The sequence below is a fragment of the Pseudomonas sp. Y39-6 genome (assembly GCF_023651955.1).
Lineage (GTDB): Bacteria > Pseudomonadota > Gammaproteobacteria > Pseudomonadales > Pseudomonadaceae > Aquipseudomonas > Aquipseudomonas veronii.
Genome location: NZ_CP069594.1, coordinates 4,755,294 through 4,770,557, shown reverse-complemented (window position 1 = coordinate 4,770,557; position 15,264 = coordinate 4,755,294). Strand labels below are relative to the sequence as shown.

Genomic DNA, 15,264 nt, shown 5'->3' with positions numbered 1-15,264 from the left:
CATGAGATATGAAGTAGTTAAGGAACGACTCGAACGACTCGGTGACGATTCAAGTTTCAGGATCGAGCTTCTCCAAGCCATCAGTGTTGCCGTGAACCGGGGGAACCCAGAGTGGGAAGGGCGAGACCTCGTCATCCGTGCACTCGATAAATTCGCCTTGTTTGATGAAGTTGAGCAATCCCTGCTGCTGAGCATGATCCGCGCAGTGGGGCTATTTCCCTACATCACCCCGTACCTCGATGAAGTATCGATTTCAGACCGCCTTGCCTACGAGCTGCATCGGGTGGATGGAGTTGAAGCGGGCATGGTTTTTCACCGGCTCCAGGCTCATGTGTTCAGCTTGCTAATGCAAGGACGTAACGTCGTGCTGAGTGCCTCCACAAGCGTCGGCAAAAGCCTGGTGATAGACGCCATTCTGGCCCAGGAAAAATTTCGCAAGATCGTGGTCATCGTCCCAACCATCGCCCTCATCGACGAAACGCGCCGACGTCTGGTCAAGCGTTTCAAACAGAGATGCAATGTCATTACGCATCCGACTCAGGAAGCCGACGACGCGCAAGTAAATGTCTATCTGCTGACCCAGGAGAGGGTTCTCCAGCGTGACGATCTACAGGACGTCGGTTTTTTCGTCGTAGATGAATTCTACAAACTTGATCTGTCCAGCGACTCGGAAGCCGGCAGCCGTGCGATTGATTTGAGCTTGGCTTTCCACAAGCTGGCGAGACAGGGGGCGCAGTTCTATCTACTGGGCCCTCATATCCAAAATATCCACGGTCTTGACGCTTACGAGTACAATTTCATCCCCTCCAATTTTTCCACAGTGGCCGTTGATGTTGAGCATTTCAATCTGCCGACCAACGGAGATGCGCGCAAGGACAAACTCCTAGAACTCTGCCGCAAAATTACCACTCCCACGCTCATCTACTCTCAGTCGCCGGCAAGCGCAAACAAGATTGCACAGCTCCTTATCGAAAAAGGCGGGCTTTCGCCGCTCGCGCAGACCCAAGACATTGCTCAATGGATCGCGAAGGAGTACCACCCACAGTGGAACGTCGCCAAGGCCATATCGCTCGGTATCGCCATTCACCATGGTGGCGTCCCTAGGGCGCTGCAGCAGTATTTTGTGAAGCTCTTCAACGAGGGGACAATCAAGCACATCATCTGCACGTCTACGATGATTGAGGGGGTCAATACCTCAGCAGAAAACGTCATCATTTATGACCGTAGGGTCAGTAACACACCGTTCGATTTCTTCACCTTCAAGAATATTTCTGGCCGCGCGGGCCGCATGAACCGCTACTTCATCGGCAAGGTTTACATGCTGGAGGCACCGCCGGAAGAAAAAGATCTCACCGTAGACTATCCGATCGGACTGCAGAACGAAGACTCGCCAATGGGGCTTTTGATGAAGCTAGAGCCGGAGTACCTCACGGAGATCTCCCGCCAACGGTTGGATCGGGTGTATGCCACACCGTTGCTGTCCACAGCCACCCTCGTCGAAAATCGGCATATCCCGGTTGACCGGCAGATAGAGATCGCCGAATCAATTATCAGAAACCTTCCAGTGAGTCGTCGAATGCTCACTTGGAAAGGAAACCCCGAACAAAACCAACTCGAATACGTGTGCACCCTAGTCTGTGATCACCTTCAGACCAAACTTATGGATTATGGAATCATCTCAGGCCCTCAGCTCGCCTTTAATATCAACTCTGTCCGGATGGAGAAGGACTTCTCGGCGTATCTGCAGAATGCGATCGACACTAACCGAGCAGGTACCACTGCGAGCGAAGCGATCAACCTTCGACTCAAGTTTATCCGTAACGTCCTGTGCTACCGCCTTCCTCGTGATTTTATGGCCATCAGCAAGATCCAGGCGGATGTTTTCACCCAGCGCAATATTGAGCCAGGAGACTTCAGCTTCTTCTCTGAGCAGATGGAGAACCTTTTTCACGATCCCTTACTGACGGCACTGGACGAATATGGTATCCCCACGCAGGTCTCGACGCGGATTAAGAATTCGATCCTTCCATCTGACAACCTGAATGACCTGCTGAACAAGTTACGGCACTTGGCGAGCCGTCTGGATAGGATGCCGCTGTCTCCGTTTGAGCGAAATATTATGAAATGGGCGATTGCCGAGATGTAGCTTGCCTAAGTCAGTTGTGTATAAGGAGCGATCTATAAGCCCCCTGCAAAGTGGACGAGGGGGGCTTAAATGGTCTAGGGGCTCAAGTTTGTAGTAGGTCAACAATCACCTTTTACGATTGTGGTTTTTAGTCATTGATAGAAGGCGGCAGAACCGAAAATTTGCATTATCGAATAGTCTTCATCACGATTGGCCAGCTTTTGTACTAGCTCAAACTCATTGCCGTAGCGATTGCGTAAATCATCTGCAATACTTACCGCTGACATTTGAAGTGCTTTGACTGCCTCTTGATAAGCTTCAAAGTAGGAGCGGTCAACCATTAAAAAATGGGCGAGGTAAACGCCAAATGCAGCGGATGGGAAGCCCATCACTGGCCACAAATGAGAAATCGTAGCTTGCTCGGGACCAGCTAGACCTGCCGCGAGACCTATTTTTGGGAGAAGACCTCTTTCCTCAAAGCGGGCTCCATCGCATACGTTTAGAACTAGTAGGCGTCGAAATTTTTCTGGTGGGGCTTTTCCCCAAATATCCTTTAGTGCTGCACTCTGTCCTTCATGGGAAATTTGCAATTTTACGTCTTTTGGCGACCAATGATCGAACTCGCCGTGGGACATTACCCAAAAAATATCAAAGCTTGGATCTTGATAAGCGGTGATAAAGTCTTCAAGTGAGCAATTTGTGGGTTCAAAAACTTCCACACTAGCCCCTGATTTTTGAAAGATATGTTTGACCAATTCGATCTCCATCTTTTCCGTCATACTTCCCCCACCGCTCCATAAAGCAACCCGCATTGGTTTACGGTCTGGTCGAGGATTAGACAAGGACGCTGCAATCGGCCAAGTCTTACCCCATGCTAAAAGCTGAGTAGCTTGAATCGGGTGGCATTCGGTAGCAAAAATGAGCTGGCACAACGGCTCTTCATCAAATAAAATATTCTGCGGGCAATAAGAGTCTAGCAATGCTGCATCCCAGGTTTCCTGCTTCTGCTGGTTCGGCACTCCAGGTCGGTCAGGTATAACTAACTTTGTGTTGTCGGCGTAAGCGACAGTCTTCGCCGTTCCAAGAAATGCATTTGTTAAATTAACAACTCTCTCAAGCAAAGTTTGATTGTTACGTAAGACTTCGTACTTTTTCTCATTTAAAACGGCTGTGGAACTATGTTCGCCGAATGGCATTGTGACAAGAATTTTCTCTGGTGATAGCTCTTCTCCGGGATGACGAATTTGATACCAGTTTTGAAGGCCTTCTAAAATATTCTTAGTGTCGGCAGTGGCCATGCATTTCGCGAAGTAAGGTTGGACGGCGCCGATCCTCAACGCCGCATCACGCAGGAATCTAATTTCACCCAACGTGCTGCGGTTCTTTGCTTGCACCAGCTCCATCTCAGCTAGGATCGGTTCCGCAGACAAATATTTTTCGTTCCAATGAAATAGAGATGCCATCATTTGGAGCTTTTGCTCTCCAACAAGATACCCTTCGAACTCAGTCAACGCTCTTTCTGCCCAGACCTGTGGCTGTAGGCTAGAAAATTGTCCTGCAGTTGTTGCAAGAGAAAGGCATAATAACGATTTTATTCTTCCGGGTAGCACCTCACTCTCGATTAGATTTTCAATGTAAGGCGCGAACTCTCGGGCATGATCTGGCGATTCTTTTCCCGCCCAGCAGAGCATACATACGCCGAGAAATATCTCAGGAGGGTCGATCAGGTCGGGATGCTGATTCATAACTTGGTGAAATGTTTTGACCGATAGGGTCCAGAATTCTTCTGCAATCAACTTCATCGCGCTGCGCTCTCGGGCGTAGTAATAGAAGCCTGCTAGGTAAGCGACCATGGTTGGCATGAAACCTATCCAAGTGTTGATGGATGGTGAGGTGTGGAATTCAATAAGCCTATCTATATTCAGAGTTTGCGTGTGTTCGTTAGTGATTGAATCCGATAGTGACCAGCCTATCCAGTCCCCCATTTCACTTAACTCACCATTATCTTGGGCAGCATTCAGTGCCCATGCAGAGACTATAAATTGAGAAAACTTTGGAACGAGTTGTTTATCTGTCGGCAACGATTCTCGATTTGAAACCCAGGTTTCAATCAGCTTCATTGTATCCTCGCGAGAATGGTTTAGAGTCTCAAATGTAGATGAGTGAACATGATCAAAAAGAGAGTGTATAATGTCGAGGGCTTCCATTGTTTTTTTCATAGTTTGTTCTCTTTTAACTTTTCTATGTTAAGAAAGGGATTGTCGGATGGCATTGTTTCAAACAATAGCATTGGTTCTTCAAGTAGATAGCCTTTCAGGGTAGCTTTCTTCCGAGGACCTTCGATTTGGCACGTCCAGATGTTCAAGCCATCCTCATGCTTCCTGTGGACCTTCAGTTTCTCGAACTGCTTCTGTACCCAACGCCATTCTTCAATCTCTTGATCGACACTTTGTGAGATGCCAGGAAACTCCTGCGCGTAGCGTTGGAACAGACCTGGTGTGACCAATAGCACGGTGCCGCTCACTGTGTGGATTTTAGCCTTGCTGTCGTTGATGATCAGCTTGTGGCTCTGGATGCCTGCCTTGACCCAATTCAGGAATGCCTGGCCAGGGTTGTCCGAAGTGGGATTTGATATTTCGAACGCATTTTGTGACGGCGTATCACGCGCCTCGGTTTCACCCATTTCGAACATATCCAATAGCGTTCCGAGGTAGTCGGCATCCTCCAGCGCCATGGGATCTGGCTGCGATGGGTTTTGAGTTGACTTTGTATTGACAGCCTTGGGGGCTGGTGGTGATACCGGAGCGTCAGTCGGGTGGTCATCGACTGCCACGCTCACCGTTCCGCTGAAAGCTTCTGGGCGGTCTTCGTTCCCCCAGATCAACGCCGGTTGAAGGCGCAAAAAGGTAAAGGTCTGCTGCCAGTTTCCCTGTGCCACGAGCGCGGTCCAGATGGCTTTGCCTTCTGGAGTCGACTCGACTAATCCATGCGATTGCAGTTCGTCGAACACGGCGATGTTTGAGGAGGGGATGCCCTCAATCGATTGCGACAGCAGATAGGCTCGCAGCTTGTCCGTGACCGTCTTGCTGACGAGCCAGAGTGCGTCCTGGGTCAGCCATCCCGCGGCACCTGGCTGGTTGAGTTTCAGCTCGTATTGAACCAGATGACGCAGTCCGCTGATCAAGTGATGTTGCAGCGAATGAATCGGCGCTTGCAGCGCCTTGCTCGGGTTGCCACCAATGTTCTGTGCGGTGGAGACGCGGTCGGCCTGAATGACCAATTCGCCCAGCACGCCGGCACGTTCGTATTGACCCGCCAGGACATACAGCAAGCTGGCCCACAGTGACGGAAATCCACTGAGCCAATCCAAGATAGGTCGGTCAAGAATTTGGGTGTAGAGCAAGCTGGCGGCGGCACCGTGCAGGTGGTAGTCACGACCCTTGAGGTAACGAAAGCGGTAGGGCTGATCCAGCGGACCCTGCCAAGGGTGCCAAAGACGGCCATCCTGGCGCTCGACCAGCAGGTCCACGGCGATCTTGCCGACGTCATGCAGCAGGGCGCCATAAGCAATACCCGCCGACCAGGCGTCAGTTTGGGCGGCCTGGTCTTCGGGCGCAGCGCCGGTGGGCAGCAGATACGACTGACGCAGTTTCAAACTGCAAGCGACCAGTTCCAGTCCATGGTCGAGCATACCGCCGAGATACGCATGGTGGTGGGTCTCGCTGGCCGGGAGTTGCTGGACCTGTTCGGCGTAGCGATGGATCGGATTTAAATAGAGCTGGATGAACTGCGCGTGGGAGAGGGCGGTGTACTGCCAGATGCGATCGAGCAACTGGCGGCGGTGCTCCGCAGCTAACAAGCTGTGAGCCGACTCGATGGGCAGGTAACCCTCGGCGACGTTGACGGTCAGTGGCGGAGAGGGCTTCTGCCTTTTGCGGCGAAACAGGCTGAGCATTGTGACCTCCGGGAAGTGGCTGGGTCAGTGGCCTTTTAGCCTTTTCGGATAGGGCTCTTACCCTTGCCCCCCCATTCCTTTCCAACCCTTACCGTCCTTTTGGCGCGTGTCCCTTTGCGCGGCAATCGGAATATGGATACGGCTAGGAATCGTTTTGTTGGGGCTAGTACGGCAAAGACAAGAGTCGGTACACTGCGGTGCCTATTTTTTGGGTCTTGCCATGAACCTCACTGACGCCACGCTCGTGCTGCTGCTCGCGGCACGTATCCATGGGACCGACGAAGCCGTCCGGGCCTCGGCGAAGAGCGTGGTCAAGAAGTTGCCGCGCAGTAAGCGTGATCTGATCTACAAGGTAATCGATAGCCGAGGTCCGCTCGAGCTGGTGGATTTTCTGGTGCAGAACCTGGATGCGGAATGACAGGGTGCGGGTGTGCCCATCCCTGACTCTTTGCATCAGAGCCCCGCGGCATGGGGTTTTCTGGGCGCAGAAAAAAGGGCCCAACTCGCGTTGGGCCCTGTGATGCGATTGCAGCGGTGAGGTAACGATCAAACTCCATCGTTCATGCAGAGTGAGTCGTCCAAGACCGCTCGCTTCAGTTGCTGCTCCAGGTTGAGTACATACTCCGAGGCGCTTCGAGCCTGACCACTGGCGCGAAAGATCGCGTGTTTGTCAGCCTTGAGCAGGCCGAGCCAGGAGTCGATGTAGCCCTCGTGTCGCAGCTCCCCCTGTATACCGGCGTAGGCACATAAAAAAGCAGCGCCCATCTCGGCGATCAACTCCTCAAACGCGTAGCCTGGCGAGCCGAACGGACAGGCTGACGTCATGCCTTCGCGCTGCAACCGAGAGTGATGCCCGGTCCAGTGCGTCAGCTCATGAAGTGACGTGGCGTAGTACCCGCCTTCATCGTGAAATTGTGCTTTTGTCGGCAGTTGGATGAGATCCCTGATCGGGTGGTAAAAGGCTTCGTCGGCAGGCCGATGAACGATGCGTGCACCTGAACTTAACAGCAGATTTTCCGCGGCGCTGTTGGGCTGGAAGGGATCACTTTGTTCCGTCTCGAGCAGGGTTTCATTGAGCATTTCGAGCCCCTCCGTTTGTTCTATGCTGAACAGAGAATGTGTCCTGAGAATGCCGAAATGAGTGACCTTGGGCTGACCGTTTTCATCGAGTACGGGTTGGCCTGACTCGGTCTGTTCCTCGCGCTCCATCGGCTTGTAGAGCACCGCCAGGGTGCTGTGCTCACCCTTACGGATGTGCCCGCCAGCTTTTTTGGCTTGATTGAAAGTCAGCCAACGATCTTGAGTGAACCCCTGCAACCTGGCCTCGGCCCAGAGCAGCGGTAAATTGATGCCCGAATACGGACGTCGCGTGATGGCGTTGATGGGGTAGGGTTGATGACCGATGTCAACTGAGCCACTTGAGGACCAGGGTTTGATCCAGGGAGCAACGCCTTGGTCTAACGCGGTAACGATCTTGTCAGTTACGTCTTGGTAGATATCGCGCATGGCAATTTCCTCGAGGGAAAAACGGAGGAACGCCGTGCCCGTTGGGGAGGGTTCCCCGGTTGGGTGATGTACTGGATTGATGCAGGTCTTGCATGCCGTCCGAATGTGGAGGTGGCGCCGCTAATTGCGCTTAGCGCTGGTGTTCTCCTGCAAGCGCTATCAGCAAGGCGCCAGGCTGACCAGGTTCTTGGAGTAGGCTCAGACTCAATTGCAGCAACGGGTCGTGGTCTAAGTGATCTGTTGGTTCAATGTGGACTACATCGAACAGCACATAGGGGTCGTGTGGATAGGCTAGGTGGGCTTCGAAGGCTGCGCGCAATACGTTGCTCAGCCGATTGACCTTCAGCTTCTCAGAGTGATCGGAGCGCTCGAGCAGTACTGCACGTTGCCACGCGCCAGGAGTGAACACGATGGGCAACCGAAGGGTGTTCAGTGTTTCCGGTGTAAGTGAGTCGGGCATGGTATTTCTCCGTTGAAAACGCGAAGAAACCTGTCCCGTGCGGGGAAAGACTTCCCCGCAGTGGGTTGAAGAAAATCAAAAGGGCTTACCTCATGAGCAGAGCTCGAAAGGCGCTCAGGAGAGCAGTAGGCGTTCATCACCGCAGTGGCGGTCACCGTGCGAGCTACCGAACGCTAATCGCACTTGGGGAGAACCATCACCGAAGTGACGTAGCCTTGAAGGCTCTGGCTATCTGGGCAGGTGCTGTTGATAACAGCGATCTGTACCTTGTATTTAGCCGGACAATTGATACGGGTCAATCACTATCGAGAGGCTGGCTCACGAGGCTTGTCTTCTGACTTCCAGTGAAGATTTTTCGGCTGGGCAAACTGATAAGCGGTCAGGCACGGGCCGTTTTCAGTAGTAGGCTATTACTCCTGTCTCAACCATGAAAACGCTCAGAAGAGGGCGAGACCATGCCGACTCAGCAACCTGTTCAGGATTCACGTGCCCACCGCTGGGTGTACGCCTGTGGTATGTCGGTGAAGCGTGGTTACCGTAAGTTGAAAACGTTTGAATCCCGCGTGGTTGAGCGTGCGGAGACGGCAGGTATGCCCGCAGCTAAATTACTTGTTCGCGGGAGCTTTTTGACTGCCCAGTTGGCTCTGCTCGGAGCATTTCTTTTTGTTAGCTTCTGGTTGTTTGTGCTGATGTGCACATTCGTCGCATTAGCAGCTATCCCAGTTCAAGATTCAGACACTCCAGATATTGACGATCTCGATGATCCAATGCATAGAACGTCTTGGCCTGAGCGGTACGATAAATGGGGTTCTCTGAAGTAGCCTCGTGGTTATTTTGAGCCCGATTTGCCTGAAATAATTCTTGCTCCGCTCATCAATTGAGAGCTCCCGCTAGAGCTCGCTGCCTGCGCAGAGTGGGTTCCCCGGCTGAGCATTCCCTCTACCCCTGAACCTACGCTATATCCGGCCCAGCTCATTGCCGCTAGAAAGACCATAGGCAACACGATAAACATCGCTCCCATCACATACTCAATTACCTGTGCCGTGACCGTCCCCTCCATAAACCCGGATGTGGGCAGCGACAACAGTACCTGATTGGAAGCCGAAACCTGGTTGTACAGGGTATCAAGCATGCTGGAGTCGACCCAGCGAGCAAGCTCCCACCAGAAGCTCAGCATATGCAAGGTGAACAGAGCGAATGTCACTGTCATGACGGTCTTCAACTGGTAGGTACTGACCAACAGAATTAACGGCAAGCTAATGATGACGCCCATGATCAGGAAAGCCTGCACCATCGGCAGGGCGGCATGTAGCGCATTCATTGCGGGAAAATTACTGAAGGAACCGAGGGCTAGCCCGGTGTTGGTGGCCAGGTTATTGAGCCCCTGATTGATCGACCCGCCGCGAGCACTGGAGCCATAGTCCTGGTACACCTGTCCGGGCGACATGGACATCGATTGCTGGCGCGGGCTGACCAGCTCGCGCAGGGTGGCATCCTCGATCTCGTTGCTCGAACGGCCAGTCAACCAACCTTTCAGCTGAGTCAGCAGCGAAGGATCGACCTGCTGGGTCAAGCGCTCGCGCAACCCGACACCGCTATCGCTCCACCACTGCTTGCAGGTGGGATAGCCCGCGCCATTCTCTAATCGAGGCAAGGAGACATCGCGGCTTTCATCATAGGGCCAACTGACTCGCGGCGTGCGTGAACGATCCGTATCGTAGTAGCCGGGCGTATCGAGAAAATAGTTTGAGCCGATCCAGGAGGCATCATGACTTTGTGCCTTATCCAGCTGCGGGCGGTTGGTGAACAGCCGAGAACGGGAATAGCCATAGCAGTCGCGGGTGAAGTCGGCGACTTCCTGCAGCAGTACCTGGCTATCGATGCGCGAGCTGTCGATCTCCATGCGCATCTGCCGGATATTCGGTGCGCAGGGGATGGTAGCCGTGGCCGCCGCGGTCACACCTTTACTCAAGGCATGCACCAGAAACCACCAGATAGGTACATTGGCGGAGCGTTCGCCGATAGTATTGAAGGTCGTCCCCCAGGCGGTTTCCGTCGGTTTGGCCACACTCACGCCGCAGCGCTGACTCGCCGCATCATCGAACGTCATTGACGAGAGGCTCAACGGAAACACAGGCGCGCAACCGAACAACACGACAATGTAGGCCAGCCACAACCGGTTCTCGATCCGCGGCACCGAGAGCAGTCCCTTGTTGCCTTCATCCGCGCCTTGCTGGCGGGCAGACAACCATTCCTGCAAGATTATTGCACCAAAGGGCGCGGCGAATAGCCCGGTGTCGGACAGGACACTCCAGAGGCCGTTGTTGATGATCCAGGCCAGCAGAGAGAGGTAAAACTCCAGGTAGCTGTTTGTGCTCATGAGCATGGTGGTGACCTCACAGTCGGGTGAGTTCGACGCAGGTAAAGAGCACGAGCCCTAATGCTCCGATGCGTTTCACGCGCAGTCGATCCTGTGGTCGATGTCGGTAGCGCCGAAGCAGATCCCACCAGAGCGCAAAGAGGGCGGCGTAGAGCAGGGCGCGCCACCACCGCAGATAAGGTCGTGCGGATTCGAATGCCTGCTGCCAGACCTCGAAACTACCCAGCGCAGTGCGGCCGATCCAGGCGACCAGTGCTGCGGTCAGAATCATCACCGCAGCAATCACCAGACCTGAAAGCAGAGTGAAAAACGGTGAGCGTTTCATGGCTCACTTGCGCCTGGCGTCAGCATCATTGAGTCGGCCCGGCTCAGGGTCGCCTTGCTCGACGGTGCGCGAAGCATCAGCACCGCCGGCATGCCGATCGAGCACCAGGCTGGCGGTGTTGGTGGCCAGCATCTGCCGGACCTGCAGTTCGGTCTGCAGCAGGCGTATTTCGCGCTCCAGGACGTCGATGTTTTTCGTCAAGGCGGTTTGGGCGGGCTCGGCGGAGGCGATGTTCGGTTCGTGACTGCCCGCCAGCAGGGTACGCAGTAGCAGGAGCGCCTTGTCGAGTACGCTGGACAGGGCCGTCTCGCTGGCCAGGCGCCGTGCCAACAGATCCTGGTCGGGATCGTCGCGCAGGGCTTCAATCACACCACGGGTTACCGGCAGCATAGGGCTGGAGGCTTTAGCCAGGTTGTCAGGGGTGGGGGGTAGTGAGCCAGACAGCAGCCCTTGCAAGGCTTTCAGTCGCTCGCTGTAGGCCTCCTGAATCAGCGGCGTCAGTCCGCCGCCAGCGGTCGCACGAAGGGTTTCGCAGGTGTCGCAGGTCGAGACTTCGCTCTCGCCCAACACGCGAACAGCCCATTCGGATTCCTCTTGGGGCGAGGTCCATGCCTGGCAAATAGCCCCGCCTAAGCAGTCGCTGCTACTGATCGAGGTGCTGTCATCCACCGACCGGTTATGCAGCAGGTTGTAGCCTGCGCGCACCACGTCGGAAGTCACCCGGATGGGTGTCTGCCCGCTACCTCCAGCCTTCTGGCCGCCGACCCAGGACACCCCATTGTTGCCGTTACGGGCCTCGGTGTTTTTCACCGCAGCCACCGCATCACCGCCGGTTTGCTCCAGATTGCCTTGCATCTCCTGGTTCTTGGCCAGCGCACCCCAGCCGGCTTGACCGACCTTGTCCTCCATCTTCTCGGCCATGGCTTGGCAGGTCAGTTTGGAGCGATCGAAGTCGATGCGGCCTTGCATCACCCCGTTGCTCAACAACTCGTAGAGGCCGGGGTTGGCGCGCTGGATGATCAACGCCGGTAGCGACATCACCGCTTGGGTCGCGTTCTGCACGATGCTGCCCATGATCTGCTGGAAACCTTCGGTGACGCCGTTCAGCTGGTTCTGCAGGGTATTGGTGAGGCTCATGTTTCCGCACATCATGTTCGCTCGCCAGGATACGCCGGTGCCAAGGCCACTGGGTCGGTAGAGCGAACTCGGTGAGCCGACTGCCGAGCCGCCACCAATGGTGTACATCACCCGGTCGTCGAGTACTTCGCCCTGGGTACCCAGGCGGTAATCGCCCTCGGCGGCGGGGACATGCGTGGCCATGGCCAATAGTCCACAGAGCAACAGACTCATCACGCCGAACCATGGTCGCGTGAAAAACCGACTCATGACGCACCTCCTTCGAAGTCGATGCTGAACAGGAAGGTCTGTCCCTCACGTTTGCAGCAGCTATAGGGACGCCACAGCGACCAGGCGTAGCCGCCATCCGCGCTCTGTACCGGATCGCTGGGGAAGATGGCGCACGTGGGCTGAACCTGAGGGTAGAGCAATTGCCATTTGTGGGTCGAAGCGTCGTTTTCAACGATCGGGCCAGGCGGCCAGTAGCCGTCGCGTTTGGAGGGCGTGAGTGGTAAGTACACATGCGGCTGCCAGTTGCGGGTAATCACATCGCCGGCCCGTTGCGCCATGACTGCGGCCGCCTTGAAATCGTCGGGCTGTACCAGAAAGCCCTGCCGGGGATAAACGTTGCCCCACATGTTTCCCGAGGCCTGACGACCGACTTCACGGATCCCCGGCATGAGCGACTCGGGGTAGACACTTTCCGGGATGCCATGGCGCCAGGCCAGTGAGTCCAGGGTACTCAGATAGTAAGGCATGAATGCAGTTGCACCGCTGGTGCAGGCATAGCCGGATTGCGAAGCCAGTTGCGTTGCGATCCAGCCACCGGGGTGGCCGATGCCATCGACGTTCTTGAAGCGAGGCAGGTTGTCGCGGCGGGCGTTCGGCGTGATCAGGTTGCCGCCACCCTCCGCGCCGCTGATAGGGCTGGAGAGGGCGGCCATCTCGGTCCAGGGGTTACTGCCGGTGTTGGCATAGCTCGAAACCACCAGTTCAGGAATGAAATGACGAACCTTGGTCGAGGTTTTGACTGTGCAGCCGAAGGGCGTGCAGAGGAGCCAGAAACAAATGCCGACGACCCTGTAGTCAAGACAATTTGGCGAAAGCACGGAGGACGTGATGCTGCCGGTTTCCAGCGCCACGCTTGGGCCGCACGCTAGCAGGACGCTCAGCGCCAAGGGCCGTAGCTTTGTGGGCGGGATTGACGAGCAGGCAACAGGCATGATCCAGGCTCTTGGTGTATGGCCTGGGCAGGTTCGGTTGCGGGCGGAAGACTGTCAGTGGAAAAAATGAAGGTGGATGTATCGGATTTGTGAGACGTGAGACTATTATTTGACGTGAATGGAGTTGCGAAGGGTGTCTGGTTCTGTAAGCAGTTGATCTGCGGTTATTTCTAAAATATTGGCGAGCTTGCACAGTACCAGCAGCGATGGATTGCCCGTGCATCGTTCGATTTGACTGACGTAGGTGCGATCGACCTCGGCCATGAGTGCCAACTGCTCTTGGGTAAGTTTTTTCACGCGCCGCATCAAGCGGATGTTCTCCGCCAGTTGCAGGCGAAGCTGTTCGTAGTCTTGAGTCATGCGCGCAAATTGCGCCTCGAGGGACTCTCAATCCACGGGATATAGTCTACATTTGCGTTGATCTCGGTGATTCCATGCTGATGCCTGTTATCGAGCGTTCATTTGGTTTTTATGATTTCGAGGCTGATCCAGCATCTAACAATAAAATTAGAAACTCAGGGTGTGTATGGACGAAAACTACATTTCAATTCCGGCTGCAGACGGTTGCGCAAGCATTCTGACTCCGTGGGGCAGCGAATTTGCACCGATGATCGAGCGTGGCGTGCAATGCGCTCAGGCTTGGCTTGAGTCAAACAGTGAGGTCCCGCTGTGGTGGGAACTGGCGCAAGCTCGCAAGACCTTTCCTATGGGGGACTGCCAGGACGCTTTTGAAGCAGGTTTTTTATTGAGGATTCAGCAACGGCTTCGGAGCGTGACACAGTAACCTTGTAGCTCATGGTCATGGGCGGTTACGATCGACTTGATCGCCCGCTTGCATTCAACCTGACCACATCGCACAAACCAGCAGATTGCAGGCCTAGACCGGGGGCGTCTAGGAGGCGCATTTTTGTCCAGCGGCTGAAATGCTTGGTGGGGGAGTTCGCTTCCCTTATTTGGGCGTTGCACGAAGACCGGTACATGCCTCAAATGCAGCCGGTCCCGCATCGAACGGGAAAATCTCTTGAAAGGTATGGTTCCAGACGCCATTCCTCTAGAATGGGGACTGACAGAAGTAGCTTTCGCCCTGTTACAAACAGGTTTACGTAGCTAAGATTCTGATTCAGTGCAGATTCTGCACGCTCTGAGAACGTGGAGCGCGATATGAAAGCCAAACGAGTGTTGAGTGACGATCTGGTGAGCCGACTAGAGGATAAGATCCCGGTCATGGCTGAAGGCGCCATCAATACCGCCTATATCAACGCGCTGGCTGCCGGCCGCAGTGTGATGGAGGTCGTGAACGGCATGCTTGTTGAAACGACTGCCGACGGTCAGCACAAGGTCATTCGGGTGGCCAAACCCAGGCACAAAGTGACTCTGGGTGGCGTAATCAAGGTGCGCCTCTGCTCATGACTGTTCCTCGGTTGAGGGTCTTTGCTGGACCCAACGGCTCCGGCAAGAGCACGATGAAAAGTGCCATCCCTTCACACTTGATCGGCATCTACATTAACCCGGATGAAATCGAGAAGGCTGCCAAAGAGAGCGGCCGTCTGGAGTTCAGTGATTTTCAATTGGAAGCTGAGGGCGATGAAGTCCTCGCTTTCCTTAGGGAACATCGACTGGTCAGGTCCTCCCAGCTAGATGAGGAAGTGGCCAAAATAGGCTTTAGCAGCAACGGTCTGAATTTCCAGACGGTCGCGATGAACTCCTATTTTGCCTCGGTGCTCTCTGACTTCATTCGGAACAAGCTTCTCGAAAAACAGCTGTCTTTCACCTTCGAAACGGTGATGTCCAGCGACGACAAAATCGCTTTTATGCTCAAGGCGAGAGAGTCTGGATACCGAACCTACCTCTACTTTGTGGCAACTGACGACCCTGACATCAATATCAACAGGGTCAGGAACCGTGTTGCGGCAGGTGGGCATCCAGTTCCCATAGAGAAAATTGTCCAGCGTTATGGCCGTTGCCTGAGCCTGCTGCCTGCGGCTATTGCCGCTTCGAACCGGGCCTACATATTTGATAACTCCGGTGCCGACCTCGTGCTGCTTGCCGAAGTCACGGATGGGACTGACCTTGAGTTCAAGGTTGACGAGGTCCCTGGCTGGTTCATGGATGCCTACGTTGAAAAAGTGCTCAACGGTTAGCTGCCGGGTTGGCCAACGCCGGATGCACTTTTC

At 54.6% G+C, this 15,264-nt stretch carries 15 protein-coding genes; 6 read left to right on the top strand and 9 right to left on the bottom strand.

Going from position 1 to position 15,264, the window contains the following annotated elements:
- The first annotated feature begins 1 nt into the window (after position 1).
- Positions 2-2,146 carry a DEAD/DEAH box helicase gene (locus JN756_RS21595; protein ID WP_195788052.1) on the top strand — a complete coding sequence of 715 codons (2,145 nt, stop codon included), beginning with the start codon at positions 2-4 and terminating at the stop codon, positions 2,144-2,146.
- Between the two features lie 131 nt (positions 2,147-2,277).
- Here JN756_RS21595 and JN756_RS21590 read toward each other — a convergent pair whose 3' ends face one another.
- Both JN756_RS21590 and mobH read right to left on the bottom strand, forming a co-directional pair.
- The gene (locus tag JN756_RS21590; protein WP_201021339.1) at positions 2,278-4,344 is read right to left on the bottom strand and encodes a hypothetical protein; all 2,067 of its coding nucleotides are present in this window, start codon (positions 4,342-4,344) and stop codon (positions 2,278-2,280) included.
- On the bottom strand, positions 4,341-6,080 hold the full coding sequence (gene mobH, locus JN756_RS21585; RefSeq protein WP_201021338.1) for a MobH family relaxase: 1,740 nt from the start codon (positions 6,078-6,080) through the stop codon (positions 4,341-4,343). Before mobH ends, JN756_RS21590 begins: the two co-directional genes overlap by 4 nt.
- A 220-nt stretch (positions 6,081-6,300) precedes the next feature.
- Here mobH and JN756_RS21580 point away from each other — a divergent pair, with 220 nt between their 5' ends.
- Positions 6,301-6,498, top strand: coding sequence for a DUF7740 domain-containing protein (locus JN756_RS21580; protein ID WP_201021337.1), 198 nt, complete (start codon positions 6,301-6,303; stop codon positions 6,496-6,498).
- Between the two features lie 128 nt (positions 6,499-6,626).
- On the opposite strand, the gene JN756_RS21575 is transcribed toward JN756_RS21580, so the two are convergent.
- Both JN756_RS21575 and JN756_RS21570 read right to left on the bottom strand, forming a co-directional pair.
- Positions 6,627-7,586: an ArdC family protein gene (locus JN756_RS21575; protein WP_201021336.1), complete on the bottom strand. Its 960-nt coding sequence runs from the start codon at positions 7,584-7,586 to the stop codon at positions 6,627-6,629.
- Between the two features lie 130 nt (positions 7,587-7,716).
- Positions 7,717-8,046, bottom strand: coding sequence for a hypothetical protein (locus JN756_RS21570; protein WP_102624950.1), 330 nt, complete (start codon positions 8,044-8,046; stop codon positions 7,717-7,719).
- Between the two features lie 455 nt (positions 8,047-8,501).
- Here JN756_RS21570 and JN756_RS21565 point away from each other — a divergent pair, with 455 nt between their 5' ends.
- Complete coding sequence (locus JN756_RS21565) at positions 8,502-8,867, top strand: DUF3742 family protein (RefSeq protein WP_201021335.1); 366 nt, start codon at positions 8,502-8,504, stop codon at positions 8,865-8,867.
- Between the two features lie 8 nt (positions 8,868-8,875).
- Here the strand turns inward: JN756_RS21565 and JN756_RS21560 are convergent, their stop codons facing one another.
- From JN756_RS21560 to JN756_RS21540, 5 genes are all read right to left on the bottom strand, one after another.
- On the bottom strand, positions 8,876-10,432 hold the full coding sequence (locus tag JN756_RS21560) for a conjugal transfer protein TraG N-terminal domain-containing protein (RefSeq protein WP_201021334.1): 1,557 nt from the start codon (positions 10,430-10,432) through the stop codon (positions 8,876-8,878).
- Between the two features lie 10 nt (positions 10,433-10,442).
- Positions 10,443-10,751 (bottom strand): hypothetical protein, encoded by a 309-nt coding sequence (locus tag JN756_RS21555; protein ID WP_201021333.1) that lies wholly within the window; start codon positions 10,749-10,751, stop codon positions 10,443-10,445.
- 3 nt (positions 10,752-10,754) lie between these two features.
- The gene (locus JN756_RS21550) at positions 10,755-12,101 is read right to left on the bottom strand and encodes an integrating conjugative element protein (RefSeq protein ID WP_442966395.1); all 1,347 of its coding nucleotides are present in this window, start codon (positions 12,099-12,101) and stop codon (positions 10,755-10,757) included.
- Positions 12,102-12,133: 32 nt separating this feature from the next.
- On the bottom strand, positions 12,134-13,090 hold the full coding sequence (locus JN756_RS21545) for a TIGR03756 family integrating conjugative element protein (RefSeq protein ID WP_201021331.1): 957 nt from the start codon (positions 13,088-13,090) through the stop codon (positions 12,134-12,136).
- Positions 13,091-13,195: 105 nt separating this feature from the next.
- Positions 13,196-13,450 carry a helix-turn-helix domain-containing protein gene (locus JN756_RS21540; RefSeq protein ID WP_201021330.1) on the bottom strand — a complete coding sequence of 85 codons (255 nt, stop codon included), beginning with the start codon at positions 13,448-13,450 and terminating at the stop codon, positions 13,196-13,198.
- A gap of 166 nt (positions 13,451-13,616) precedes the next feature.
- Here JN756_RS21540 and JN756_RS21535 point away from each other — a divergent pair, with 166 nt between their 5' ends.
- From JN756_RS21535 to JN756_RS21525, 3 genes are all read left to right on the top strand, one after another.
- A complete protein-coding gene (locus tag JN756_RS21535) occupies positions 13,617-13,874 on the top strand; it encodes a LasR-specific antiactivator QslA (RefSeq protein ID WP_201021329.1) in 258 nt (85 codons plus the stop codon).
- Between the two features lie 377 nt (positions 13,875-14,251).
- Positions 14,252-14,500, top strand: a complete 249-nt coding sequence (locus JN756_RS21530) for a hypothetical protein (RefSeq protein ID WP_201021328.1) — start codon at positions 14,252-14,254, stop codon at positions 14,498-14,500.
- Positions 14,497-15,231: an ATPase gene (locus JN756_RS21525; RefSeq protein WP_201021327.1), complete on the top strand. Its 735-nt coding sequence runs from the start codon at positions 14,497-14,499 to the stop codon at positions 15,229-15,231. Before JN756_RS21530 ends, JN756_RS21525 begins: the two co-directional genes overlap by 4 nt.
- Positions 15,232-15,264 lie beyond the last annotated feature (33 nt).

Excerpts from the sequence above, each read along its gene's own strand:
- JN756_RS21580 (WP_201021337.1), top strand. The coding sequence starts at position 6,301 with ATGAACCTCACTGACGCCACGCTCGTGCTGCTGCTCGCGGCACGTATC.
- JN756_RS21590 (WP_201021339.1), bottom strand. The coding sequence starts at position 4,344 with ATGAAAAAAACAATGGAAGCCCTCGACATTATACACTCTCTTTTTGAT.
- JN756_RS21545 (WP_201021331.1), bottom strand. The coding sequence starts at position 13,090 with ATGCCTGTTGCCTGCTCGTCAATCCCGCCCACAAAGCTACGGCCCTTG.
- JN756_RS21540 (WP_201021330.1), bottom strand. The coding sequence starts at position 13,450 with ATGACTCAAGACTACGAACAGCTTCGCCTGCAACTGGCGGAGAACATC.
- JN756_RS21595 (WP_195788052.1), top strand. The coding sequence starts at position 2 with ATGAGATATGAAGTAGTTAAGGAACGACTCGAACGACTCGGTGACGAT.
- JN756_RS21575 (WP_201021336.1), bottom strand. The coding sequence starts at position 7,586 with ATGCGCGATATCTACCAAGACGTAACTGACAAGATCGTTACCGCGTTA.
- JN756_RS21530 (WP_201021328.1), top strand. The coding sequence starts at position 14,252 with ATGAAAGCCAAACGAGTGTTGAGTGACGATCTGGTGAGCCGACTAGAG.
- JN756_RS21560 (WP_201021334.1), bottom strand. The coding sequence starts at position 10,432 with ATGCTCATGAGCACAAACAGCTACCTGGAGTTTTACCTCTCTCTGCTG.
- JN756_RS21565 (WP_201021335.1), top strand. The coding sequence starts at position 8,502 with ATGCCGACTCAGCAACCTGTTCAGGATTCACGTGCCCACCGCTGGGTG.
- JN756_RS21535 (WP_201021329.1), top strand. The coding sequence starts at position 13,617 with ATGGACGAAAACTACATTTCAATTCCGGCTGCAGACGGTTGCGCAAGC.
- JN756_RS21525 (WP_201021327.1), top strand. The coding sequence starts at position 14,497 with ATGACTGTTCCTCGGTTGAGGGTCTTTGCTGGACCCAACGGCTCCGGC.
- JN756_RS21570 (WP_102624950.1), bottom strand. The coding sequence starts at position 8,046 with ATGCCCGACTCACTTACACCGGAAACACTGAACACCCTTCGGTTGCCC.
- JN756_RS21550 (WP_442966395.1), bottom strand. The coding sequence starts at position 12,101 with ATGAGTCTGTTGCTCTGTGGACTATTGGCCATGGCCACGCATGTCCCC.
- JN756_RS21555 (WP_201021333.1), bottom strand. The coding sequence starts at position 10,751 with ATGAAACGCTCACCGTTTTTCACTCTGCTTTCAGGTCTGGTGATTGCT.
- mobH (WP_201021338.1), bottom strand. The coding sequence starts at position 6,080 with ATGCTCAGCCTGTTTCGCCGCAAAAGGCAGAAGCCCTCTCCGCCACTG.